This is a genomic window from Janthinobacterium salmonicoloratum (assembly GCF_051380845.1).
Classification (GTDB): domain Bacteria; phylum Pseudomonadota; class Gammaproteobacteria; order Burkholderiales; family Burkholderiaceae_D; genus Janthinobacterium; species Janthinobacterium lividum_F.
Map to the genome: position 1 here is coordinate 1,225,458 of NZ_JBNYXV010000001.1, position 21,997 is coordinate 1,247,454.

At 62.3% G+C, this 21,997-nt stretch carries 21 protein-coding genes and 1 riboswitch; of the genes, 9 read left to right on the forward strand and 12 right to left on the reverse strand.

Going from position 1 to position 21,997, the window contains the following annotated elements; all coding sequences use genetic code 11:
* Nucleotides 1-15: 15 nt before the first annotated feature.
* Nucleotides 16-906: a 50S ribosomal protein L3 N(5)-glutamine methyltransferase gene (prmB, locus tag ACQ4WY_RS05675; RefSeq protein ID WP_131687273.1), complete on the forward strand. Its 891-nt coding sequence runs from the start codon at nt 16-18 to the stop codon at nt 904-906.
* A 48-nt stretch (nt 907-954) separates the two neighbouring features.
* Nucleotides 955-2,952 carry an ATP-binding cassette domain-containing protein gene (locus ACQ4WY_RS05680; RefSeq protein WP_436503175.1) on the forward strand — a complete coding sequence of 666 codons (1,998 nt, stop codon included), beginning with the start codon at nt 955-957 and terminating at the stop codon, nt 2,950-2,952.
* A gap of 37 nt (nt 2,953-2,989) precedes the next feature.
* On the opposite strand, the gene ACQ4WY_RS05685 is transcribed toward ACQ4WY_RS05680, so the two are convergent.
* Nucleotides 2,990-3,472: a chemotaxis protein CheW gene (locus ACQ4WY_RS05685; RefSeq protein ID WP_436503176.1), complete on the reverse strand. Its 483-nt coding sequence runs from the start codon at nt 3,470-3,472 to the stop codon at nt 2,990-2,992.
* Between the two features lie 194 nt (nt 3,473-3,666).
* Here ACQ4WY_RS05685 and arfB point away from each other — a divergent pair, with 194 nt between their 5' ends.
* Entirely contained in the window at nt 3,667-4,065 is a 399-nt protein-coding gene (gene arfB, locus ACQ4WY_RS05690) for an alternative ribosome rescue aminoacyl-tRNA hydrolase ArfB (RefSeq protein WP_034779396.1), read from the forward strand.
* Here the strand turns inward: arfB and ACQ4WY_RS05695 are convergent, their stop codons facing one another.
* Both ACQ4WY_RS05695 and ACQ4WY_RS05700 read right to left on the reverse strand, forming a co-directional pair.
* On the reverse strand, nt 4,066-5,925 hold the full coding sequence (locus ACQ4WY_RS05695; RefSeq protein ID WP_436503177.1) for a flagellar assembly protein A: 1,860 nt from the start codon (nt 5,923-5,925) through the stop codon (nt 4,066-4,068). It abuts the gene before it with no gap.
* 159 nt (nt 5,926-6,084) lie between these two features.
* Nucleotides 6,085-6,474 carry a hypothetical protein gene (locus ACQ4WY_RS05700; RefSeq protein WP_353660807.1) on the reverse strand — a complete coding sequence of 130 codons (390 nt, stop codon included), beginning with the start codon at nt 6,472-6,474 and terminating at the stop codon, nt 6,085-6,087.
* 263 nt (nt 6,475-6,737) lie between these two features.
* Between ACQ4WY_RS05700 and ompR the strand changes: the two genes are divergently transcribed.
* On the forward strand, nt 6,738-7,439 hold the full coding sequence (gene ompR, locus ACQ4WY_RS05705) for an osmolarity response regulator transcription factor OmpR (protein ID WP_223278807.1): 702 nt from the start codon (nt 6,738-6,740) through the stop codon (nt 7,437-7,439).
* 13 nt (nt 7,440-7,452) lie between these two features.
* Nucleotides 7,453-8,811: a sensor histidine kinase family protein gene (locus tag ACQ4WY_RS05710; RefSeq protein WP_436503178.1), complete on the forward strand. Its 1,359-nt coding sequence runs from the start codon at nt 7,453-7,455 to the stop codon at nt 8,809-8,811.
* Nucleotides 8,812-8,848: 37 nt separating this feature from the next.
* On the opposite strand, the gene ACQ4WY_RS05715 is transcribed toward ACQ4WY_RS05710, so the two are convergent.
* Both ACQ4WY_RS05715 and ACQ4WY_RS05720 read right to left on the reverse strand, forming a co-directional pair.
* The gene (locus ACQ4WY_RS05715) at nt 8,849-9,328 is read right to left on the reverse strand and encodes an Imm26 family immunity protein (RefSeq protein ID WP_436503179.1); all 480 of its coding nucleotides are present in this window, start codon (nt 9,326-9,328) and stop codon (nt 8,849-8,851) included.
* Nucleotides 9,329-9,450: 122 nt separating this feature from the next.
* A complete protein-coding gene (locus ACQ4WY_RS05720; protein ID WP_226939388.1) occupies nt 9,451-9,756 on the reverse strand; it encodes a ferritin family protein in 306 nt (101 codons plus the stop codon).
* Between the two features lie 142 nt (nt 9,757-9,898).
* On the opposite strand from ACQ4WY_RS05720, the gene ACQ4WY_RS05725 reads away from it, so the two are divergent.
* Both ACQ4WY_RS05725 and ACQ4WY_RS05730 read left to right on the forward strand, forming a co-directional pair.
* The gene (locus ACQ4WY_RS05725; protein ID WP_436503180.1) at nt 9,899-11,056 is read left to right on the forward strand and encodes an iron-containing alcohol dehydrogenase; all 1,158 of its coding nucleotides are present in this window, start codon (nt 9,899-9,901) and stop codon (nt 11,054-11,056) included.
* A gap of 67 nt (nt 11,057-11,123) precedes the next feature.
* Nucleotides 11,124-11,221: riboswitch (TPP riboswitch) on the forward strand.
* A gap of 85 nt (nt 11,222-11,306) precedes the next feature.
* The gene (locus tag ACQ4WY_RS05730) at nt 11,307-13,454 is read left to right on the forward strand and encodes a TonB-dependent siderophore receptor (RefSeq protein ID WP_436503181.1); all 2,148 of its coding nucleotides are present in this window, start codon (nt 11,307-11,309) and stop codon (nt 13,452-13,454) included.
* Here the strand turns inward: ACQ4WY_RS05730 and ACQ4WY_RS05735 are convergent.
* From ACQ4WY_RS05735 to ACQ4WY_RS05745, 3 genes are all read right to left on the reverse strand, one after another.
* Nucleotides 13,451-13,999, reverse strand: a complete 549-nt coding sequence (locus ACQ4WY_RS05735) for an AAA family ATPase (protein ID WP_436504399.1) — start codon at nt 13,997-13,999, stop codon at nt 13,451-13,453. The two genes, ACQ4WY_RS05730 and ACQ4WY_RS05735, sit on opposite strands and share 4 nt — an antisense overlap.
* Entirely contained in the window at nt 13,999-14,610 is a 612-nt protein-coding gene (pnuC, locus tag ACQ4WY_RS05740) for a nicotinamide riboside transporter PnuC (protein WP_436503182.1), read from the reverse strand. Before pnuC ends, ACQ4WY_RS05735 begins: the two co-directional genes overlap by 1 nt.
* 99 nt (nt 14,611-14,709) lie before the next feature.
* Complete coding sequence (locus ACQ4WY_RS05745) at nt 14,710-15,228, reverse strand: DUF2867 domain-containing protein (RefSeq protein WP_436503183.1); 519 nt, start codon at nt 15,226-15,228, stop codon at nt 14,710-14,712.
* Nucleotides 15,229-15,295: 67 nt separating this feature from the next.
* Between ACQ4WY_RS05745 and ACQ4WY_RS05750 the strand changes: the two genes are divergently transcribed.
* Both ACQ4WY_RS05750 and ACQ4WY_RS05755 read left to right on the forward strand, forming a co-directional pair.
* Complete coding sequence (locus ACQ4WY_RS05750; protein WP_436503184.1) at nt 15,296-15,934, forward strand: TetR/AcrR family transcriptional regulator; 639 nt, start codon at nt 15,296-15,298, stop codon at nt 15,932-15,934.
* Between the two features lie 40 nt (nt 15,935-15,974).
* Complete coding sequence (locus tag ACQ4WY_RS05755) at nt 15,975-16,466, forward strand: hypothetical protein (protein WP_436503185.1); 492 nt, start codon at nt 15,975-15,977, stop codon at nt 16,464-16,466.
* 45 nt (nt 16,467-16,511) lie between these two features.
* Here the strand turns inward: ACQ4WY_RS05755 and ACQ4WY_RS05760 are convergent, their stop codons facing one another.
* From ACQ4WY_RS05760 to ACQ4WY_RS05775, 4 genes are all read right to left on the reverse strand, one after another.
* Nucleotides 16,512-17,045 (reverse strand): hypothetical protein, encoded by a 534-nt coding sequence (locus ACQ4WY_RS05760; RefSeq protein ID WP_436503186.1) that lies wholly within the window; start codon nt 17,043-17,045, stop codon nt 16,512-16,514.
* A gap of 116 nt (nt 17,046-17,161) precedes the next feature.
* Nucleotides 17,162-19,318, reverse strand: coding sequence for a S46 family peptidase (locus ACQ4WY_RS05765; protein WP_436503187.1), 2,157 nt, complete (start codon nt 19,316-19,318; stop codon nt 17,162-17,164).
* A gap of 88 nt (nt 19,319-19,406) precedes the next feature.
* Nucleotides 19,407-21,521 carry a PAS domain-containing sensor histidine kinase gene (locus tag ACQ4WY_RS05770; protein WP_436503188.1) on the reverse strand — a complete coding sequence of 705 codons (2,115 nt, stop codon included), beginning with the start codon at nt 21,519-21,521 and terminating at the stop codon, nt 19,407-19,409.
* On the reverse strand, nt 21,518-21,904 hold the full coding sequence (locus ACQ4WY_RS05775; protein WP_353660795.1) for a hypothetical protein: 387 nt from the start codon (nt 21,902-21,904) through the stop codon (nt 21,518-21,520). Before ACQ4WY_RS05775 ends, ACQ4WY_RS05770 begins: the two co-directional genes overlap by 4 nt.
* Nucleotides 21,905-21,997 lie beyond the last annotated feature (93 nt).

A 21,997-nucleotide genomic window follows, 5' to 3' on the forward strand; every position in this document is an offset into this window, starting at 1 on the left:
CTTTTCGAGAATGCCATGACCCCGAACCCGTTTTCCACGCCACGCGACCTGCTGCGCTACGCCGTTACCCGTTTTAATACTGCCAAGCTGTTTTTCGGCCACGGCAGCGCCGAAGCGTTCGACGAAGCGGCCTATCTGATCCTGCACACCTTGAAGTTGCCACTCGACAAGCTCGAACCTTTTCTCGACGCTAAATTGCTGCCGTCGGAAGTGGCCAGCGTGATGACGGTCATCGACCGCCGCAGCATCGACCGCGTGCCAGCCGCCTACATCACCAAGGAAGGCTGGCTGGGCACGTACAATTTCTATGTGGACGAGCGCGTGATCGTGCCCCGCTCCTTCATCGCCGAGCTGATCCCTGAATACTTTTCGCCATGGGTGGCGGAACCGGAAGCCGTGGAAAACATCCTGGAACTGTGCACCGGTTCGGGCTGCCTCTCCATCATGATGGCCGACGCCTTCCCGAACGCCGCCGTCGACGCCGTGGACATTTCCGCCGATGCGCTGGCCGTGGCCAAGCGCAACGTCGACACGTATAAATTGCAGGACCGCGTCACCTTGATCGAATCGGACCTGTACGCGAACGTGCCGGCCAAGAAATATGATTTGATCATCAGCAACCCGCCCTACGTGAATTCCGCGTCGATGGGCGCCCTGCCCCAGGAATACCTGGCCGAACCGCAAATCGCCCTCGACGGCGGCAGCGACGGTATGGACCTGGTGCGCAAGATCATCGCCGGTGCGGCCGAGCGCCTGACGGACGATGGCATCCTGATGATTGAAATCGGCAACGAACGCGCATACGCGGAAGCGGCTTTCGGCGAGCTGGGCCTGACCTGGCTGACGACGAGCGCCGGCGACGACATGGTATTCCTGCTGACGGCCGAGCAGCTCAAGCTGGCATAAACGCTGGCATCAGCGCGCAGCGCCTTAATTTACAACACAAAGAAAAAAATGATACGTTTCCTACAAGTAAGCCTGATGCGCGGCATCAAACCGTTGCTCGAACAAGTCGATGTCACCCTCAATCCGGGCGACAAGATCGGCCTGATCGGCGCCAATGGCGCGGGCAAATCGAGCCTGTTCGCCATGATGCGTGGCGAATTGCACCCTGACCAGGGCGAGATCGATTTCCCGGCCAAGTGGCGCGTGGCTTACGTGGCGCAGGAAACGCCGCCGCTGGACCGCGCCGCGCTCGACTATGCGATCGATGGCGACATCACCCTGCGCAAACTGGAAGCGGAACTGACGCGCCTGGAATCGGAGCCGGCCACGTCGGAAAACGGTATCGCCATCGGCGAAATCTACAGCGCCATGGCCGATGCCGACGCGTATACCGTGCAGTCGCGCGGTGAGCAATTGCTGCTGGGCCTGGGCTTTACCCTGGACCAGATGCAGCAACCGGTGGCGAGTTTTTCCGGCGGCTGGCGCATGCGTTTGAATCTGGCGCAGGCGCTGATGTGCCCGTCTGACCTGCTGCTGCTCGATGAACCGACCAATCACTTGGATCTGGACGCCATCATCTGGCTGGAAGACTGGCTGAAACGCTACGCCGGTACCTTGCTGATCATTTCCCATGACCGCGACTTCCTCGATGAAGTGGTCAACGTGGTCGTGCATATTGACGAACGCAAGCTGAAACGCTATTCGGGCAACTACTCGAGCTTCGAGCGCCAACGCGCGGCGCAGATGATCCTGGCCGCCGGCGCCCTGGAAAAACAGCAACGCAAGCGCGCCCACCTGGAATCGTTCGTGAACCGCTTCAAGGCGCAAGCTTCGAAGGCCCGCCAGGCGCAAAGCCGCATGAAGGCGCTGGCGAAGATGGAAGAGCTGGCGCCCTTGCGCGCCGCCGCCGAATTCTCGTTCGAATTCCGCGAGCCTTTGAGCGCACCGAATCCTCTGCTGGTGATGGAAGACGTCGATGCGGGCTACAAGATCGAAAACGAAGCGACGGGCGAAATCACGCACAAGACCATCGTCAACGGCATCAAGTTTTCGCTGCAGATCGGCCAGCGCATCGGCCTCTTGGGCCAGAACGGCGCCGGCAAGTCGACCCTGATCAAGACCATCGCCGGCGAACTGATGCCGCTGACGGGCGACGCCACCATGGGCAAGGGCTTGAACATCGGTTACTTCGCCCAGCACCAGGTGGAAATGCTGCGCCACGACGAATCGCCGCTGTGGCATCTGTCGAAGATCGCCCCGACCGTGCGCGAGCAGGAACTGCGCAACTTCCTGGGCGGCTTCAACTTCCCCGGCAACATGGTCACGGCCTCGATCGCACCGTTCTCGGGCGGCGAAAAAGCCCGTTTGGCGCTGGCGCTGATCGTCTGGCAGCGTCCGAACCTGCTGCTGCTCGATGAACCGACCAACCATCTGGATCTGGAAACGCGCGAAGCGCTGACGGAAGCGCTGGCCCAGTTCGAAGGCACCCTGGTTGTCGTTTCCCATGATCGCCATTTGCTGCGCGCCACCACCGACGAATTCATCATCGTGGCTGACGGCAAGCTGCAACCGTTCGACGGCGACCTGGACGACTACAAGGATTGGCTGTTCAAGACCAAGCTGGGCAAGGGTACGGACGTGCTGCCGGCCGCCGGCAAGGCCAACAAGACGGACTTCCCTGTGACTTCTTCCGTACCTTCGCCGGTAGCGGCCGCCCCTGCCGCGCCCGTGCGCGACAAGCGCCAGGAAGCGGAAGACCGTCAGAAGGCCGCCGCTCTGCGCAAGCCGATCGAAAACAAGATCAAGCGCCAGGAAGAGCAGATTGCCAAGCGCAACGCGCAAAAGGCGGAAACGGAAGCCAAGCTGGGCGAGCCGACCATCTACGACGCAGCCAACAAGGCCAAGCTCAAGCAATTGCTGGCCGACCAGACCTTCTTCACCAAGGACCTGGCGCAGCTGGAAGCGGAATGGCTCGATTTGCAGGATCAGTTAGAAAAACTCGGCTAACGCAAAACACAAAGACGACTTTCGGGTCGTCTTTTTTTTAGGCTGCCTGCATGGGGCTGGGGCTGCGGATCGCCATCAGGCGGTCGATTTCGACGAGAATCAATCGGCGCCCCGCCACCGTGCCCAGGCCCAGCAGGTAATCGGCTTCCGCCTCGCCCAGGCCGGGCACGGCGGCGATGTCGCTGGCGTCCAGGCTGACGATATCGGTGACGCCATCGACCACCATGCCCATCACGCCATTGCTCAACTGCAAGATGATCACGTCGGTGGCCGGATCGGGCGCGCCGTGGGCGCTGCCGAACGCGGCGCGCATGTCGACGATGGGGATGATCACGCCGCGCGAGACAGCCACGCTGTGCAGCACTTCCCCTTCCTCGGAAAAGCGGTCGAGTTCCTTCAGCGGACGCAATTCCCGCACGCAACGGTAATCGAGGCCGTATTCCAGGCCGCCCAGCCGGAAACTCAAGTACTGCGTCAGGTATTGCGCAGTTGCGGCGCCAGGCGTAGTCGTGGGCTGCATGGTGTTCCTTTCATCCGGTAAGCGCTGCCAGGATGCGCAGTGGCGCAACGTTGGCCCATGCTAACCAGCATCACCGCAGACGGCGTTGAGAAACATCAATTCTCCAGGAAGACATCAGCGGATGCGGCCACGGCCTTGCGCCGGCGCAGCCATCTTCCCTTACAATACCCACATCGTTTCCCCACAGGCAGGCCATGCAACACCTCGTCAATCCCGCTGAAGTTGAATTTTCCGCCATCCGCGCCCAGGGGCCGGGCGGGCAGAACGTCAACAAGGTGTCCAGCGCCATCCATTTGCGCTTCCCCATCGCCGCCTCGTCGCTGCCGGAAGCGTACAAGGAGCGGCTGCTGGCCCTGCGCGACAGCCGCATCAGCAAGGATGGCGTACTGGTGCTCAAGGCGCAGCAGTCGCGCAGCCAGGAGCAGAACAAGGAAGAAGCCTTGCGGCGCTTGCAGGAAATCATCGACAGCGTGACCTTCCTGCCCGCCGTGCGCCGCGCCACCAAGCCCACGCGCAGCTCGCAGCGGCGCCGTCTCGACAGCAAGAGCACGCATAGCGTCCTCAAACAGTCTCGCGGCAAGGTTATCGACTGATCAGGGTGGAGGCTGGTAAGTCCACTCAAGGCTGCCTGTGCTGTCCGCAAACACGGGCTGCGTGGCCGGCGTGGCGCTGCGCAGCAAGGCCTTGATTTCTTTCGGCGGCCGGTCGTAGACCTTGGCTGGTCCGGGTGGCACGACGAGGGCGCGTACCGTCGTTTCGCCATCGACCAGGCCCAGGGTACAGCGCGACTGGCGAGCCGTCGCCTGCCGCTCCTGGCGCACTTGCGCCACCAGCGCCAGCATTTGCGCATGCAGGATTTCCGACTGTTTCACTTCCACGCGCAGCCGCGCCACTTCCTTCAGCACCGGGGCGATGCGCGCGGCCAGCTTGTCGTACTGCAGCTGTTGCGTTGGCTGCAGCTGCAATTCGCCGCGCCGCAGCTGGCCCGCCAGGGTCAAGTAATTGCGTACCTCGGGTAATTGCGCGATGGCATCGATTTCCTGCTGGCGCTTGTGCTGCACCTGCTGGTATTGCGCGGCCTTGGCCAGGCTTTCCGCGATCTTTTGTTCCAGGGCGCTCAAATCGGGCACCAGGGGGAACAGCAGCATCTCCACCTGCTTGCGGGGACCGGCGCTGCCAATGCGGATGGTGCGCGCCGCCACGGCGCAGCCTTCGGCCAGTTCGATGACGACCTCGTCGGCAATGATCTCGCAATTGCTGGCGCTGTCGATCACCACGCGCGTGCCGGCGATGACGCAGCTTTCCGCACGCTTCACATGCACTTCGCCGCTCAGCGCCTGCAGCACGGAACCGGAAGCGACACCCTCGACGCGCACGTCGCCGTGTTCATTAAATGCCGTGCCGCCCACCAGGTTGCGCTGTAACCATATTAACCCGCCATGCGAGTGCAGATGGCCATACACATCGCCATGGATGGTGATATCGCTGCCGTCGAGCTGGCGCTGCTCCTGCACTTCGCCATACTCCTCGTAGGCGGCGCGCAGCTTCAAATTACCCGTGGTGCGACTGCTGACGCCTTCGCGGCTGACGATCTTGTTTTCGATCGACATCTTGCCGTGCTCATCGACATTCACATACCCATCCTGGGTGGCGACGAGGAAATCGCCATCGCTGAAATGCTCGACCGCCGTGCCTGCCCCCGCCACCGTGAGCAGGTCCAGTTCCAGCGGTGCGGGCGGCGGCAGCAGCGTGCCGGCCAGGTCATAGCCGGGCAAGCCGGGCATGCCCGGCAGCAGACGCAGCAGGCGCGCGTGTTTTTTCACTTGTGGAAAGCGGTTCTTGAAGCTGAGCAAATCCAGACGGCCATCGGAGCGTTCGCGCGGCGCATCGTCGCGGTGTATGCCTTGCGACACTTCAACGAGCTGGGCGTCGCGCCCCGGCTGCGGCGGCAGCACCCGCGCCACCGTGATGCGCTCGGTCTTGCCGCTGGCGAGCATGGCGCGCACAGCCGCGCTATCGATGCCGTAGTGCACGCCCTTGCACCACAGGTCGGCCACCAGCTCGTCAAACTCGCGCCGCGCCGGCACCTGGCCATCCGCGTCAGGAGACAAGGCTTCAAAATAAAACTCGGCGCTGTCGCCACGGATCTTGACCTGTTGATACAGCGCGCGGCGCGGAGGCGGGAATGGCGCCACGCGCACGGCGATGCGCAGCAAGGCGTCGCCCTTGGGCGCGGCGCGGGGCGCGGGGGCATGGAACAGGGTCAGCAGGAACAAACCGTAATCGAGGCCGGCCAGCAGCTGGCCCGACTGGAACAACTGGTCGACGGCAATGCGCAGCTGCGCCGGCGCCAGGGACAAGTCAAGGAACACGCCCTCGTCGCGCTGGACGATACCGTGCGGCAAGCCGCCTGCGGGGGCCGCATCAGGAACCGGTGTGTCGTCGTCGCTCACGCCTTGCCTCCCCCAGCAACAATGTCAGAGAATTGCCTCAATGCACTAGAACAATATCACGGGGCGTGGCGGTGTGCCTGACTCGGCAAAAATGTGCTTGCCAGATGCAAACAGGGCCATGTCTTGCGAAATGGCCCTGTCGGATGGGGTGCGCGATGCCTAGCGGCGCGGTGGGTTGGAATAGATATCCTGGCCCACTTCATTGATCTGGCGGCGCAGGTCGCGGCGCTCGTCGGGCGTCATGCGGCCCGTGCGGCGCGAGGCGTCGGCGCCTTCGTTGGCGCGGCGCTGCTCTTCGGCGCGCGTGTCGAAACTGCGTGCGTCACGCTGTTCGCGCACTCGCGTATCATTGCTATTACTGCGCTGTACCTGTTCATACCGCTGAGCCTGCATTTGCTGCTGGTCGTCACGGCGTGGTGGCGGCTGGTTTTGCGCTGACGCCAGGCTGGCGGCAAACACGGAGCAAACGGCAAATGCGGACAGCACAGTCGTACGTGCGGCAATAGCTGCGCTGGGAGCGGTGTGAATTTTTTTAGTAAAGATATTCATTGAGTTCCTCTTCCGCGATGCCGTATAAACTTAAAGCTGATTTCCACTGTGGCCCCAGTGTATGATGCTTTACACGGTGCAGTAAGAGTAATTGGGTAAAGTTTGTAACACTTTGTAATGGGTCGCCACAGCCCCTTGCCGACGCCGCGCGAGGCGTTACTATAGCAACTAAATAAGATAACACGACACCCTAAATGACCACAACCTCCACTTCCGGCAGCAATACAACAACGCAATCGATCCACGGCCACCAGGCAAAAATCATGGTGGTCGATGACGATGTGCGCCTGCGCGACCTGCTGCGCCGCTACCTGACCGAACAGGGTTTCAATGTCTTCACGGCAGAGAGCGCAACGGCCATGAACAAGCTGTGGCTGCGCGAACGCTACGACCTGCTGGTGCTCGACCTGATGCTGCCGGGCGAAGACGGCCTGTCGATCTGCCGCCGCCTGCGCGGCGCGGGCGACCAGACGCCGATCATCATGCTGACGGCCAAGGGCGAGGACGTGGACCGCATCGTAGGCCTGGAAATGGGTGCCGACGACTACCTGCCGAAACCGTTCAATCCGCGCGAACTGGTGGCCCGCATCGGCGCCGTGCTGCGCCGCAAGGGTCCCGATGAAATCCCGGGCGCGCCGTCGGAAACGCCGCAAACCTTCGAATTCGGCGACTTCGTGCTGGACCTCGGCACGCGTACCCTGAAAAAGAATGGCGAAACGGTGCCGCTGACGACCGGTGAGTTTTCTGTGCTGAAAGTGTTTGCCCGCCATGCGCGCCAGCCGCTGTCGCGCGAGAAACTCATGGAACTGGCGCGCGGCCGCGAATACGAAGTATTTGACCGCAGCCTGGACGTGCAAATCTCGCGCCTGCGCAAGCTGATCGAACCCGATCCGTCGAGCCCGCTGTTCATCCAGACCGTGTGGGGCCTCGGCTACGTCTTCATCCCGGACGGACAGCCGCGCTGATCGCTGGCGAGGCATGATGAAGCTTTTTCCCGATATCAGCCTGGCGCGGCTGAAAAGCGGCTTGTTCTGGCGCACCTTTTTGTTGCTCGGCACCTTGACCACGGTCAGCATGATCGCCTGGTTCAGCATGATTTCCTTCATCCAGCGTGAGCCGCAGGCGCAGCAGATTTCCGCCCAGATCATTTCCGTCGTCACCATCACGCATGCGGCATTGACGCACTCGGCTCCCGAGCTGCGGCGCGAGCTGCTGTTCGACCTCGTCAGCAATGAAGGCATCCGCATCTTCTCGCTGGAAGAGGACGACCGCATCGAGCCGCCGCCCGACAATTACCTGATGCCCGATATCGAGGCGCTGGTGAAGGCCAAACTGGGCAAGGACACGCGCTTTTCCGCGCGCGTCAACGGCGTGGCCGGCTTCTGGGTCAGCTTCAAGATCGATGACGACGAGTACTGGCTGATGCTGGACCGCGAGCGTCTTCGGGGCCTGACGGGGTTTCAGTGGCTGGGCTGGGCCAGCCTGGTGTCGCTGCTGTCCCTGCTGGGCGCGGCCATCATTTCCAGCCTGATCAATCTGCCGCTGTCGCGCCTGACGGCGGCCGCGCGCGACATCGCCAAGGGCAAGCAACCGACCCCGCTACCGGAAAAGGGCCCGATCGAAATCATCGAGGCGAACCGCAGCTTCAACCAGATGGTCGACGATCTGAAACAGGTGGAATCGGACCGCGCCGTGATTTTGGCCGGTATTTCGCACGACTTGCGCACGCCGCTGGCGCGCATGCAGCTGGAAGTGGAAATGGCGAATCTGTCGGACGAGGCGCGCGAGGGCATCCAGTCCGATATCGGGCAAATGGACGCCATCATCGGCCAGTTCCTCGACTATGCCAGGCCGACGGAAGCGTCGAGCTTTACCGATGTCGACCTGAGCGGCCTGCTCAGCGACATGACGCGCGAAGCCATGCGCTTGTCGGACCTGAAGATCAACGCCAGCATCGCCGACGGTGCGCATGCGATGGGCAACCCCACCGATTTGCGCCGCGTGCTGAACAACCTGATCGAAAATGCGCGCCGCTATGGCAAGACGCCGGGCAGCGACATGACGGAAATCGACATCACTTGCCAGGTGCGCACCAGCCACGGTGCGAAAAAGGTGATCATCGAGGTACAGGATCACGGCACGGGCGTGCCGGCGGAAAAGATCGAACAGCTGATGAAACCGTTCACCCGCCTCGACACGGCGCGCGGACAGGCCAATGGCGCCGGCTTGGGTCTGGCCATCGTCGACCGCGTGCTGCTGCGCCATGGCGCCGAATTACAAGTGCGCAACCGCGAAGGCGGCGGCCTGGCGTTTCAGATCAGCTTGCCAGCGGTATAAACGCAGGGAACGGCACGGCTGTGCCGTTCCCTGCCGTTCAGGCGGACGCCGGTTCCGGCGCCAGCAGTTTATTCATCAACAATTCCGTCGCACCATAGCCATACAGGGAATCGCTTTCCATGCCCGGCGTATCGAAGGGGATCGATTCCTCACGGTTCAGCTTGGCAGGGTCGGCGTCCGCATAACTGGCGCGCCAGGCGCGCTGCAGGGATTCATTGCGGCGGATAAAGGCTGGCATGGGCCAGGCATCGCGGTCCCAGTGGTGGCTGTCGCCCAGCAGGGGCCAGCGCTCGTTGAGCAGGGCCATGTCGCCCGTGCGCAGGCGGCGCACGGCCTGTTCCGGCCGCAAGCCTTCCAGCTCTTCCAGCGCAGGCAAGCTGTCGCGCTTCGGCCCAAACATATATGCCAGCATGATGCGCCCGGCTGGCGCCCTGCGTGCCACCACGCCGACGGCATAACCGCCGCCCGGCAGGGGCACGGCAAACCAGCTGCCTTCTCGGTATGGTAATGATCTCATATAAAAACCCCAGGAGTACGCCGGACAGCCGCTGCTATCCGACCTTAAATTTAAGTAGGGGCACAGTCTACGCGAAGCAAGGCCAAAGTGGCGCATGGTACGCAACAACAACAAACCAATAGTTACAATATTTTCTCGTCATAGTGATACTGGGCAACAATCGGCCCCGCCTTGAACAGCGCTTCCTTCATGGCAGTATCCAGGCGCGCATCGCGGCGCCGCATCCATTCGAGCAGCATGGCCGCTTCCTTGCGGCTGGTGTCGCCCGCATGCGCGAGTACGCGGCGCAGTTCCGGGTCCGTGCACGCCTCGAAGCGCTGGCTGTTCAAATCCAGCGCCTGCAGCGCGGCGATGGTGGCGCCGATGGCGCGGTGCATGTCGAGCGCGGTGGCCGGCAGGCCCGCTTCTTCCAGTGGGACGGTGGTCATGCGCATTCCTTTTCGCGTGGTGGTGACATCGGCTGCATTCTCCACCGCGCGGACGAAAAGCTCAAGCGTCCACGACACATTTCCACCTGTTCGGCCATAATCATGGTTCAGCAACAGCCTAAACCTCAGCGGCAGGAGTCTCATGTTCAATTTCGACTTTTACAACCCGACGCAAATCCTCTTCGGCCAGGGCCAGATCGCCGCCATCACGGCGCTGATCCCGCCGCAGGCCAGAGTGCTCATGACGTATGGCGGCGGCAGCATCAAACAGAATGGCGTCTACGATGAAGTCAAGGCGGCGCTGGCCGGCCATACCTTGCTGGAATTTTCCGGCATCGAACCTAATCCCAGCTATGAAACCCTGATGCAGGCCGTGGCCATGGTGAAAAGCGAGCGCATCGATTTCCTGCTGGCCGTCGGCGGCGGTTCCGTGGTCGATGGCACCAAGTTCATCGCCGCCGCCGCCCTGCACGAGGGGGAGGCCTGGGACATCCTGGCGAAAGGCGGCAAGATCGTCGAGGCCGCCCTACCCTTCGGCACGGTCTTGACGTTACCGGCCACGGGTTCCGAAATGAATGGCTCGGCCGTGATCACGCGCAAGGCCACGCAGGAAAAGCGCTCGTTCATGAGCCGCAAGGTGTATCCGAAGTTCTCCGTGCTGGACCCGTCGAAAACGTTTACCTTGCCGCTGCGCCAGGTGGGCAACGGCGTCGTCGATGCGTTTGCGCATGTGATGGAGCAATACCTGACCTACCCCGTGAACGCGTCGGTGCAAGACCGCTTCGCCGAAGGCATACTGCTGACCCTGATCGAGGAAGGCCCGAAGGCCCTGTCGCACCCGGACGACTACGACGTGCGCGCCAACGTGATGTGGAGCGCCACCCTGGCCTTGAACGGCCTGATCGGCGTGGGCGTGCCGCAGGACTGGTCCACGCACGCCATCGGCCACGAATTGACGGCCTTGTACGAACTCGACCACGCACAAACCCTGGCCATCATCCTGCCCAGCATGCTGCGCGTGCGCAAGCAGGCCAAGCGCGCCAAGCTGCTGCAGTACGCGGCCCGCGTCTGGGGTCTCGATGGTGGCGACGAGGATGGCCGCATCGAAGCGGCCATCGCGCGCACGGAATTTTTCTTCCGCCACATGGGCGTCAAGACGCGTCTGGCCGACTACGGCCTGAATCACGCCAGCGTGGATGCCGTCGTGTCCGCCCTGGAAGCGCACGGCATGACGGCCCTGGGCGAACAGCGCGAAGTGACGCCCGCCGTCAGCCGAAAGGTGCTGGAGCTGAGTTTGTAGATTCGGCCTGCACTGTTGTAAAACGGTCAGCCGGGTGGGACAGCTGGCTGTGGTTCATGCTAAGCTGTCAGTTCGCTAGGGGTCCTGGAGCAGTCATCCGGGTGAGAGATACCCTTCGTACCTGATCTGGATAATGCCAGCGAAGGAAAGCGCAAAGTACCTCCCTCCTTTGATAGCTCCTGCGTTGGCGCCAGCCGAACAAGCAGCCTGCCGTGCTCTTTACAGAGTTGGCTTGAACCACGAGCAATCTATGTCCACACCGAATTTATCTGTTTCTGTACTGACCCTGGCCGTCCTGCACGCCTTTGCCGCGCCTGCCTTTGCCGCGAATGACACCACCGAAACCGCCGACCCGCAGGCCCAAAGCATGGCCGAAGTCGTCGTCACGGCCAGCAAGGCGCCGGCCGCCAAGCGCGCCTCCGTGGGCGGCTTTAGCGACGCGCCGCTGCTGCAGACGCCGGCATCTGTCACCGTGATTTCGCAAAAAGACATGCAGGACTTGCAAATCCGCAACCTCAGCGATGCCGTCAAGCTCGACACCAGCATCAACGACGCCTACAACGCCGTCGGCTATGCGGAACAATTTTCCATCCGCGGCTTCAAGCTCGACAACAATTCCAGCTACCGCAAGGATGGCGTGGCCATTCCTGGCGACACGCAAATTCCGCTGGAAAACAAGGAACGCATCGAAGTGCTGAAGGGCCTGGCAGGTTTGCAGGCAGGCGTGGCCGCGCCGGGTGGCGTGATCGACTTCATCGTCAAGCGCCCCACCGCAACACCGCTGCGCACCGTCACCGTGGAAACGCGCGAGCGAGGCACCTTGTACGGCGCCGTCGACCTGGGCGGCCGCCTGGAAGACACGCGCTTCGGCTACAGAGTCAACGTGGCGGCCGAGCGCCTGCGCTCTTACATCAAGGGTGCCGACGGCAACCGAAAATTCATTTCCGGCGCCTTCGACTGGCAGATTTCACCGCAAGCCCTGCTACAGCTCGATGCCGATTACCAGGACAAGGCACAAGCGACGGCACCCGGCTTCCAGTTGCTGAATAACACGACCCTGCCGACTGGCATCAGCGCCGACGCCATGCTCAACCTGCAGCCGTGGACACGCCCCGTGGAAACCGTCACCAGCAATATCGGCCTGCGTTTCCAATACGCTTTCAATGACGACTGGCACGCCACCTTGTCGGCCAACCAGCATTCGTTCAAGCGCGATGACTACACGGCCTTCCCGTATGGTTGCAGCGGGCAAGAGCTGTACCCTGGCTTCTGCGGCAATGGCGACTACGACGTGTATGACTACCGCAGCCTGGGCGAGACGAAAAAGCCGCTGAGCGCGCAAGCCATGATCCAGGGCAAGTTCGCCACCGGTACCCTGCGCCATGAATTCACCGCTGGCGTCTCGACCTTCCGCCGCAAGGACCGCGCCGGTCTGTACGTGTATGACTGGGTAGGCGTAAGCAACATCTATCAGCCGCAAATCGTCGGCACCTCACCCGGTGTCACGGGTCCCGTGCGCCTGGTGCGCAAGGATACGGAAAACTCCGCCTTCGTGCAGGATATCGTCAGCCTGGCGCCGAACTGGAAGCTGCATGGCGGCTTGCGCCATATCAATGTCGACGGCTACCAGTATGTGCTGAAAGCCGACACGGAAATCCGCGCCAAGCACGATTTCCTGTTGCCCAACGTCTCGCTGGTCTACACCCCGCTCGACAATGTGTCCGTGTATGCGGCCTACTCGCAGGGAATGGAACATGGCGGCACGGCCGACCGCAAGGCGATGAATGCCAACGAAGAGCTGACACCGAGCCGCTCGAAGCAGATCGAATTGGGCGTGAAGATGGATGTGACGCCGGACTTCATGCTGGCGGCCAGCCTGTTCCAGATCCGCAAGGGCCTGGAATTCCAGAATGCCGCCGGCTACTTCGTGCGTGAAGGCCAGGCGCAGCACCGTGGCCTGGAATTATCCGCGCAAGGCAAGGCGACCCGCGACCTGAATCTGGGCGTCTCGCTCACGGCCCTGAACAGCCAGCAATCAAACACGGGCGAAGCGTCACTCGACGGCAAGCGCGTGCCCAATGTGCCGGCCTTCAAGGCAGCCGTGCATGCGGACTACACCGTGCAGCAGGTGGCGGGCTTGAGCGTCAACGGTAGCTGGGAATATGCGGGCAAGAAAGCGTTTGAATACAACAACACGACCTTCGTGCCGTCGTACAATGTGTTCAACCTGGGCGCCGCCTACGCCACGCGCATCGCCGGCACGCGCGCCGTACTGCGCGCCGCTGTCAACAACGTGGCCGACAAGTTCTACTGGCGCGATGTGACACCGGAATCGGATGGCTATCTGTATCCCGGCGCCAGCCGCACGTTCAAAGTCTCGGCGCAGTTTGACTTTTAATTGAGGGAAGTGGCAGGCCCTGCAGCGAGCGCCTGCTGCAACAAAGGCGCCGCCTGTTCCAGGCGCGCTTCCAGACTGTCGTGCAGCACGTGGTAGACAATGCCGCGTGCATCGAGTTCCTCGAGCAGGTAGCGGTAGATCAGCTGGCGCACGGCTTCCGACTCGCGCTGCAAGCCATCGGCCACCCACGGGCTGTCGGGCGCCGTCACCAGCGTCACATCGTACTGCGTGGCATCGGCCAGCGCCGCCAGTTGCGCATCGGCGCCGTGAAAGTAATGGCGGCTGTAGACCACCGTCATCAAGGGCGTCGTATCGCAAAACAGGAAGTGACGGGCTTGCGCGGCAGCGGCCGCTTCGCGTTCGACTTGCGTGCGCGCAATACCATACTGGTCGGCCGCGACGGGCACCCTGCCCTGCGTTTCCACGAATTCCCGCAAATACTCGGGTACCCAGACGGTGCCATGGCGCTCGGCCAGGGCCGCCGCCAGGGTCGACTTGCCCGACGATTCCGCGCCCAGGATCGCCACGCGCACGCAGTTATCCATCACTTGAGGACCATGGCGCCGGGCGCGGCCGGGGCCGATTTTTTCCACGCCAGCAAGCCGATGATGGCCATCACCACGAAGAAGGCGTACAGCACGGCCGTCAGGGTCAGGCCCTTGTGCAGGTACAGCCACACATACAGCACGTCGACGATGATCCAGGCGACCCAGTTTTCCAGCTTTTTGCGCGACAGCAGGAATTGCCCCACCAGGCTGCCTGCCGTGAGGAAACCGTCCGCGTGGGGCACGTCCGTGTCCGTCGTCGTCAACAGCCCGGCAATGAGCAGGAAGCCGATCAGCCAGCCCGCGGCGCAGGCCAGCCAGCCGCGTCCATCGAGGCGCGTGACGGGCAGGGTCTTGCCGCCGCTGGCCGGATGCAGCCACTGGTACCAGCCCCAGAACGAGACGCTGATGAACAGCAGTTGCAAGGCCATGTCGCCATACAGGCGCGACTCGAAAAACACGAAACCGTAGGCGGCCGAGGAAATGATGGCGAACAGCCACGCCCAGTGATTCTGGCGGATGTTCAGCGCAACGGTTGTCAGTGCCAGGACAAAGGAAATCAGTTCAAGCGGCGTGGTGGCAAAACCCAGCAGGAGAAGCGTATCGTTCATGGGAATCGTGATGAGGCTGGTGGTGCAGTATGCAATACCGGCCATGAATAAGCAAGATTGCACACCTCTCCCCTCCGCCGCGCCCGGGCGCTTCAGCCCTCAGGCAAAACCGCTCCTTGCCGCGCGCGCCAGCGAGTTCTGCACAATCATCTTGTGAAAAGGACGTATCAGCAGGATGTACGCGCGTCCGACCCGGTTATGGCAATGCACGACGCTGGCGACAGTCACGCTGCCATACCTTCCCACCTCCTTGTTGCGCAGCACCGACAAACGGAAGTCGAGATGAGTGTCGTCTTCACCCAGGATGATTTCATCGTCGCTGCAGGAATAAATGCGGAAAATACCGATGCGCCCGTCGCGCTTGGCAGCCATCTGTTTCGCCGTCTTGATGCCAAACAGCGACACGATGGCGTCGCGCACCAGCATCAGCGCTTGCGCCCAGCCCGGCTGGCTGCCCAGCAGCTTGCGCGCCAGGCTCTCCATGTCCAGTTGCTGCGCCTGCCGATTCGGCAAGGCGACAGCATACGCGTCGGCCAGGTTGCTGCCCTGGTACAAGGGGGCGATGCTGGCGCCCGGCGGCAAGTCCACGGCGCGGACGACGATGTTCATCTCTTGCATGTGCTCTCCATGTTTTCAGTGATAACATGAGCATCATACACGACAATGTGAACAGCGATAACATCGAATGACAACATACCATCACGGCAATCTGCGCGACACCCTGGTCACCGCCGCCCTCGCTCAGTTGGCGCAGCAAAGCGACGCCGCCCTCTCGCTGCGCGAACTGGCGCGCACGGTGGGCGTATCGGTTGCCGCCGTGTACCGGCACTTCCCCAGCAAGGAAGCCTTGCTGGCCGAGGTGGCGGCGGCCGGCTTCGCCAACCTGATACAGAAATGGGAAACGCAACTGCCGGCGCCGGGCAGCCTGCCCGCCGAGCAGCGTTTTCAGCTGCTGGGCCAGCAATACATCGAATTCGCCCTGGCCGCGCCGGCCCACTACCGGCTGATGTTCGAGCACCAGGACGTGCGCCAGTTCCCCGCCCTGCAGGAAGCGGCGCAAGCGTGCTTCCAGTACGTGCTGCAGACGGCGGGCGCAGCCGTGCGCGAAGCGGGCCTCGACCCGCGCTGGGACAAGGCCGCCGCCAGCGCCGGCTGGTCGCTGGGCCACGGCTACGTGATGCTGCTCCTGAGTGGCCGCCTGGCCATGGCCGATGGTGGCGACGAGCTGTCGCCGGCCATGGTGCCGCGCTTTTTCCAGTTGCCGGTAGAGGCGCTGCGGCAGGCAGCCTTACCAAGCGAGACTAGCGCAATAAAGTCAAATTGACTCAGTGATCGGCAGGCGCCACCTTCAGGAGCTTTGGTTCATGTACAACATATCGATAGACACGCTCTCCGTCATTGCCAGGCAATGCATTGCGCTCACGTGTCTGCAACGCTTTTGCCAGCAGCATGCCCTACACCACCGGGCGCTATCCGCGTTCGCCGGCCACATGTGGAAAGTGGCGCAGGTCGAGCCTGGGGATTTTGCAGCCTGGGAACGCGGCATTGCCTCCTTGGCTATCACGGGCATGGGCGACCCGTGGCCGGACGATCTCCGCATGGCAATACCCGGGCACCTTCTCGGCGCGCTGGAGCAACTTGTCGGCCATGTGCTGGAAACGAGCGCCTGTACCTGGTATGGCGATGACCTTCCGGCTAGCCGGAAGCAGTTGGAAGCCGTGCTTGACATCTGTGTCCGGCATGATGTGGCTGTACCGCAGTTTGAGCACTATGTGCAGCACGATGCGGCACTGCGTGGCGGCTGGGGGCCAGTGCTGACGGACGAAGAAGTCAGGCGCTGGAAGGCTCTGATATAGCAGGCGGCCGGCAAGGGCGGCGAAGGCGGCGAAGGCTGCGGATGCTCACGCCAGGACGCGCTGGCGTACCTGGTCGAGCAGCCGCTCCTCTTCATCCGTATCGGCATCGATTTGCGTGACCACGGTCCAGAATCGCGCGCACGTCCTGATCTGCCCGAAAGCATCGCTCGTTTCCAGCCGCACCATGGTTTTCCTCAGGCTGTGCAAATAGCCTTCCTCGATGGCGCAGAGCAGTTCGTCATCGGCGTCGTCGATCAGTTCGAGCAGCGCGCCTTCGATCTTTGCGTAGCCCTCTTCCCACAGTTGGCCAATTTCCGGCACATCGACTTCCATGCACTCGTTCGACCAGTCTGGCGGGTAATCACCGCGCTTCCTGTTATCGGGATCGGTGTCAAAGCTCAGCGAAAGGGACGGGAACGATACGGCGTTGAAGGCAAAGGCTGAAAATGCCTGATCCTTGAAAGCGGACGCGCCAAGCACTGCCAGCGACGCGCTGGCCAGCTTGAAACAAGTCTCTTCGACGGCATATGCCGTTTCAAACGTTTGCCAATCAGGCGGCGAATCGGGAGTCAGGGGCATGGAGCGTCCGGTCAAAAAGAATAGCGGTGGATAGTGCGAGCAATTATACGTGGCGCAAGCGCAAAAAAGCCGCATCGGCCCTGCGGCGGATGCGGCTTTTATCTCAGCTAAGAAAGTTACTTCTTGGCGGCTTTTGCTGCCTTCGGATACTTGATCGTCATTTCCTGCAGCAAGTTATCCGCATGGTCCACTTCCTTCATCACCCACAGCATGTAGCGGATATCGAGGTGGATGGCGCGCGTGATGGCCGTGTCGAAGTACCAGTCCTTGGTGATCGATTCATACGTCGAATCGAAGTTCAGGCCGATCAGTTCGCCACGCTTGTTCATCACGGCCGAGCCGGAATTGCCGCCCGTGGTGTCGGCGCTGGTCAGGAAGTTGACGGGAACCGTGCCCAGTGCCGGGTCGCGGAACTGACCGTAGCGTTTTTCCTTGACGGCGTCCATCAAGCCTTGCGGCGCTTCGAACGGCGCCTTGCCCGTGACTTTCTCGACGATGCCTTCCACGGTCGTGAACGGTCCCTTGGTGATGCCATCGCGCGGCGAGTACGGCGATACGGTGCCGTAGGTCACGCGCAGGGTCGAGTTGGCGTCGGGATAGACGGGCTTGCCTTGCGATTTCTTCCAGGCAATCACGGCTTGCATGTATTGCGGAATCACGCGTTCCAGGTTGCCGTCGATTTCCTTGCGGCGCTCTTCCAGCGCCGCCTCGACCGGCTGCAACTTGATGGCCAGTTGCATGAAGGCGTCGTCGGACTGGGCAACAGCGGCCTGGTCCTTTTCCAGCCAGGCCAGGCGCTTGGCCGTGTCAGCCAGTTGTGTCTGCTGGTACAGAGCGGCCACGGCCGCTGGCGCCGGCAGCAGCGCGTCCAAGCCTTGCGGATGGCTCTTCGCCGCCAGTTGCGCGTAACGCTTCAAGCCCGCGGCAAAACGCGCCTGATCGACCTTGTTGACGTACGACTGTTCCAGGCGCGCCAAACGGGCCTTGATGAAGGCCAGGTCGCGCTGCTGGAAGCCCGATTCGCGCTCGGCGTCCGCTTTCTGACGCTCCAGCGACAAACGGTAGAGGGTGCGCGCGCTTTTGAGCAAGTCGCTGTTGGTGGCCACGCTCCAGGCGAACTCTTCTTCGCTCAAGGCCATGTCGCTGGCGATCGCCGCGTCCAGTTCGGCCAGCAGGGTCGTCGACACGTCCGGCTGCTTGGCATACCAGGCGCGGAATTCGGCGTCCTGCACGTCCTTGATGGCGGCGATGTCCTTGCGGGCAAAACCGTCGAGCAAGCCCTGGGTTTTCTTCAGCACGTTGTTGATGCTTTTGACCACGCTGGCATAGCGCACGGCAGCGGCCGCGTCGCCGTTCGTCGCATCGGCCATCACGGCCAGATCCGCTTGCAGTTCCGACACTTTCAGGGGAAAGGCCGTATCGCGCGCGAAGCGGATTTCCGCCGGCAGCTTGTAGCGGCTGGTGCGGCCGGGATAGCCCGCCAGCAAGATGCCGTCACCGGCTTTCAAGCCTTCGGCCGAGACGACCAGGAAGTCCTTCGATTTGTACGGCACGTTGTCGGGCGACGGGTCGGCCGGACGGCCATCCTTGCCCACGTAGGCGCGCAGGAACGAGTAGTCACCCGTGTGGCGCGGCCATTCGTAGTTGTCGATGTCGCCGCCGAAGTTGCCGATCTTGTCCGATGGCGCGTACACCAGGCGCACGTCGCGTATCATCATCTGGCGGATGCGGTAGTACTCGAGACCGCGGTGGAAGGCGGGCACGGAGCAGCGGTACATCTTGTCCGTTTCGCATTCGGCGATCAGGTCCTTGACACGCTTTTCCACGGCTTCGTGGCGCGCGCGGCCGCTCATGTCGGCCGTCAAGCCTTTCAGCACGCGGTCGCTGACGTTCTCCACCTTGTCGGTCACATACACCAGGCTGTTCGGACCGCCCGGCAGCTCTGCGGCGCGCGTCTTGGCCAGGAAGCCGTTGGTGATGTAATTGTGTTCCGGCGTGGAATTGCGCTGGATGGCGCCATACGCGCAATGGTGGTTCGTCACCACCAGGCCGGCGTCGGAGACGAAAGCGGCCGAGCAGCCGCCCAGCGACACGATGGCGCTCATCGGGTGCTTGCTCAGGTCGGCCAGCTTTTCCGCAGGAATGTCAATGCCGACCCGTTTCAGTTCGGCTTTCAGCTGTGGCAGTTGGTGTGGTTGCCACTGCCCTTCGTCAGCGTGTGCGCCGGCGAACGCGCCCAGTAAGGCGACTGGTAAAACGATTGTTTTGAACAAGATATGCCCCTCCATAAAAAGCAGGCGAAAGTATAGCCTGTCCAGGCCGCCTGGACCGGCAAAAAATTATCCTGCTGCAATTATCGTATCAGGCAGGCCGCCCCGCCCCCTGCAAGGGAATCTGCAGGGCCAGCCGGCAACCGGCGCCCGATGCTGGCATACCCACCTCGAAGTGGCCGCCCAGCGCCGTCAGCCGCTCGGCAATACCGATCAGGCCAAAACACTGTTTCTTGCGCTGCTGCTGCGGCGTGATACCGATGCCGTTGTCGCTGATGGACACATACACGGCGCAGGCATCCGAACTGAGCTCGATCTCGACCTGGCTGGCCTGGGCGTGCCGCATGACGTTGCTGAGCGCTTCCTGCACGATGCGGAACAGCACGATCTCGGCCTGGCTGCCGATGGCGGAAAACAGCGCTTCATCGCGTATCAGCAGGCGGCAAGCGACGCCGCTGCGCTTGCGGAAGTCGCCCACCTGCCATTCGATAGCGGCCTGCAAGCCCAGATCCAGCGCCATCGGGCGCAGCTCGTTCATGATGCCGCGCACGCTCTTGATGGTGGTGTCGACATTGCTGAGCACGGCGCCGACCCGGCGGTGCAGGCGCGGATGGGAGCCTTCCGTGCGCGCACTGAGCATGGAAATATCGATGCGCAGCGCCAGCAGGTTTTGCCCCAATTCATCGTGGATATCGCGCGAAATGCGCTTGCGCTCGTCTTCCTTGGCCGTTTCCAGGTGCAGCGCCAGTTGGCGCAGCTGCGCGTGCGACTGGCGCAGGGCGCCATCCATCAGCTTGCGTTCGGTAATGTCCGTGTGCGCGACCACCACGCGCAGCGGCCCTTCGCCGAGGAAACGGCTGATCCTGGCCTGCGACCAGCGGGGACCTGCGCGCGTGGCAAATTCATACTCGAGCGCAAACGTGTCTGCGCTGCCGGCAATGACGGAGCGGATGCCGGCGGCCAGCTCGCGGCCGGCGCTGCGCTGCCAGCGCGGGTCCGTCTCGCAAAAATCCAGATACTGCAGCGCCCGTGGCATTTGCCCGACGAAGGCCAGGCATGCCTGGTTGGCATGCAAGACGCTGCCCGACTGATCCAGCACCAGCACCCGGTCCGTCAGCGAATCGATGGTGGCGTGAAAGAAACGCTCGGCATCGCGCAAGGCTTCCTGCGCCCGCTCGCGCTGGTGCACTTCCAGCTGCAGATGCTGGTTGGCCCGCAGCAATTCAGTCGTGCGCTCGATGACGCGCTGGTCCAGCTCGCGGTGCAATTCGCGCAAGTCCGCCTCGGCCAGCTTGCGCTCGGTGATATCGGAAAACACGCCGACAAAATGGCTGATGGTGCCATCCTGGCTGTGCATGGGCGTGATCGACAGCGATTCGACGAAGCGCTCGCCATTCTTGCGCCGGTTCACCAGTTCGCCATACCAGCTGCCATCCCGGTGCAGGCTGCGCCACATCGCTTCATAAAAATGCGGCAAATGCGTACCGCCGCCGAGGAAGGATGGATCGCGCCCGATGGCTTCCTCGGCCTGGTAGCCGGTGATGGCGGTGAAGGCGGGGTTGACGGAAATGATGCGGTTGTCGCTGTCCGTCACCAGCACGCCTTCGCGGATACTGTCGAGGATGACGAAGGCGCGCCGCAAGGCTGATTCACGCGCGTGCTCGTCGCCCAGGTCCGTCACCAGCATGCGCGCCGTGGCGCTGGCTGCGTCGAAATTGGCTTCAATGCGCACCATGCGGCCCGCTACGCCTTCGAACAGTTGCGTCTCAAGTACCTGACGCGCGCCACTGCTGAAAACGGCGTCGAGGAAGTACCGGAAACCACCCTGCGCCTGAGGCGCGATAAATTGCTCGAAACGCCGCCCCAGCAGTTGGGTCTTGTCGCGCCGCAACAAGCTGCAGGCCGCCACGTTGACACGCGTGATGATGTTCTCGCGCGCCAGTGAAAAATAGCTGACGGGCGCCTGCTCATACAGCTGCGCATAATGATCGCGGCTGCTTTCAAATTCATTCTTCAGCTGTTCCAGTTCGGCCAGGGCAGCGCTCTGCATTTCCAGTTCGATGCGGCGGACCTCCAACTCGTGCAGCTGCTTCATCACGTCTTCATTCGACTGCGGCGGCGATACCGGCTGGCGCTGCTGCGCCAACTGCTCGGCCTGCTCTCGCAATCTGGCCAGCACGCCACCGTCGTCGAATGGTTCGCTCATGAGGTGCTCTCTCTTTCTTTCCCGTTTGCCACCGCGCCGGACTGAATCTGGCGCAGCTGGGCTTCCAGTATCTTCACCGATGACAACTCTTCATTGCTCGCTTGCCATTCCTCCTTAGCCGGTTTGATTCCGTCGCGCGAGGTCTGCATGTCGTTGCGCACGGCATGGATGTCATGGCGTGCATCGATCAGCTGCTGCGCCAGTGCCAGCACCTGGGGGTTAGACGGCAGGCCCCGGCGCGGGGTGGCCGTCAGCGGTGCGAACGGCTCGGAAGAATGTCCAGGCGTGTCGGCGCTGCCCAACAACAAAACGCCATCGCGGTGCAAGGCGTAATGAAACAGGGGGATCAAACGCTGCTGCAGCTTGGTTTTGAGGTAAATCAAGTGGTCAGGCCGGCAATTGACAATATTACATTCTAGCACTCAAGCCATGCATGAAAACGCGAATTTGGCGCAGGAGTTTTACCCTGCGCCAGC

Bases quoted from the DNA above. Each gene is read 5' to 3' on its own strand.
- prmB (WP_131687273.1), top strand. From the start codon at position 16: ATGACCCCGAACCCGTTTTCCACGCCACGCGACCTGCTGCGCTACGCC.
- ACQ4WY_RS05680 (WP_436503175.1), top strand. From the start codon at position 955: ATGATACGTTTCCTACAAGTAAGCCTGATGCGCGGCATCAAACCGTTG.
- ACQ4WY_RS05685 (WP_436503176.1), bottom strand. From the start codon at position 3,472: ATGCAGCCCACGACTACGCCTGGCGCCGCAACTGCGCAATACCTGACG.
- arfB (WP_034779396.1), top strand. From the start codon at position 3,667: ATGCAACACCTCGTCAATCCCGCTGAAGTTGAATTTTCCGCCATCCGC.
- ACQ4WY_RS05700 (WP_353660807.1), bottom strand. From the start codon at position 6,474: ATGAATATCTTTACTAAAAAAATTCACACCGCTCCCAGCGCAGCTATT.
- ompR (WP_223278807.1), top strand. From the start codon at position 6,738: ATGGTGGTCGATGACGATGTGCGCCTGCGCGACCTGCTGCGCCGCTAC.
- ACQ4WY_RS05710 (WP_436503178.1), top strand. From the start codon at position 7,453: ATGATGAAGCTTTTTCCCGATATCAGCCTGGCGCGGCTGAAAAGCGGC.
- ACQ4WY_RS05715 (WP_436503179.1), bottom strand. From the start codon at position 9,328: ATGAGATCATTACCATACCGAGAAGGCAGCTGGTTTGCCGTGCCCCTG.
- ACQ4WY_RS05720 (WP_226939388.1), bottom strand. From the start codon at position 9,756: ATGACCACCGTCCCACTGGAAGAAGCGGGCCTGCCGGCCACCGCGCTC.
- ACQ4WY_RS05725 (WP_436503180.1), top strand. From the start codon at position 9,899: ATGTTCAATTTCGACTTTTACAACCCGACGCAAATCCTCTTCGGCCAG.
- ACQ4WY_RS05730 (WP_436503181.1), top strand. From the start codon at position 11,307: ATGTCCACACCGAATTTATCTGTTTCTGTACTGACCCTGGCCGTCCTG.
- ACQ4WY_RS05735 (WP_436504399.1), bottom strand. From the start codon at position 13,999: ATGGATAACTGCGTGCGCGTGGCGATCCTGGGCGCGGAATCGTCGGGC.
- pnuC (WP_436503182.1), bottom strand. From the start codon at position 14,610: ATGAACGATACGCTTCTCCTGCTGGGTTTTGCCACCACGCCGCTTGAA.
- ACQ4WY_RS05745 (WP_436503183.1), bottom strand. From the start codon at position 15,228: ATGCAAGAGATGAACATCGTCGTCCGCGCCGTGGACTTGCCGCCGGGC.
- ACQ4WY_RS05750 (WP_436503184.1), top strand. From the start codon at position 15,296: ATGACAACATACCATCACGGCAATCTGCGCGACACCCTGGTCACCGCC.
- ACQ4WY_RS05755 (WP_436503185.1), top strand. From the start codon at position 15,975: ATGTACAACATATCGATAGACACGCTCTCCGTCATTGCCAGGCAATGC.
- ACQ4WY_RS05760 (WP_436503186.1), bottom strand. From the start codon at position 17,045: ATGCCCCTGACTCCCGATTCGCCGCCTGATTGGCAAACGTTTGAAACG.
- ACQ4WY_RS05770 (WP_436503188.1), bottom strand. From the start codon at position 21,521: ATGAGCGAACCATTCGACGACGGTGGCGTGCTGGCCAGATTGCGAGAG.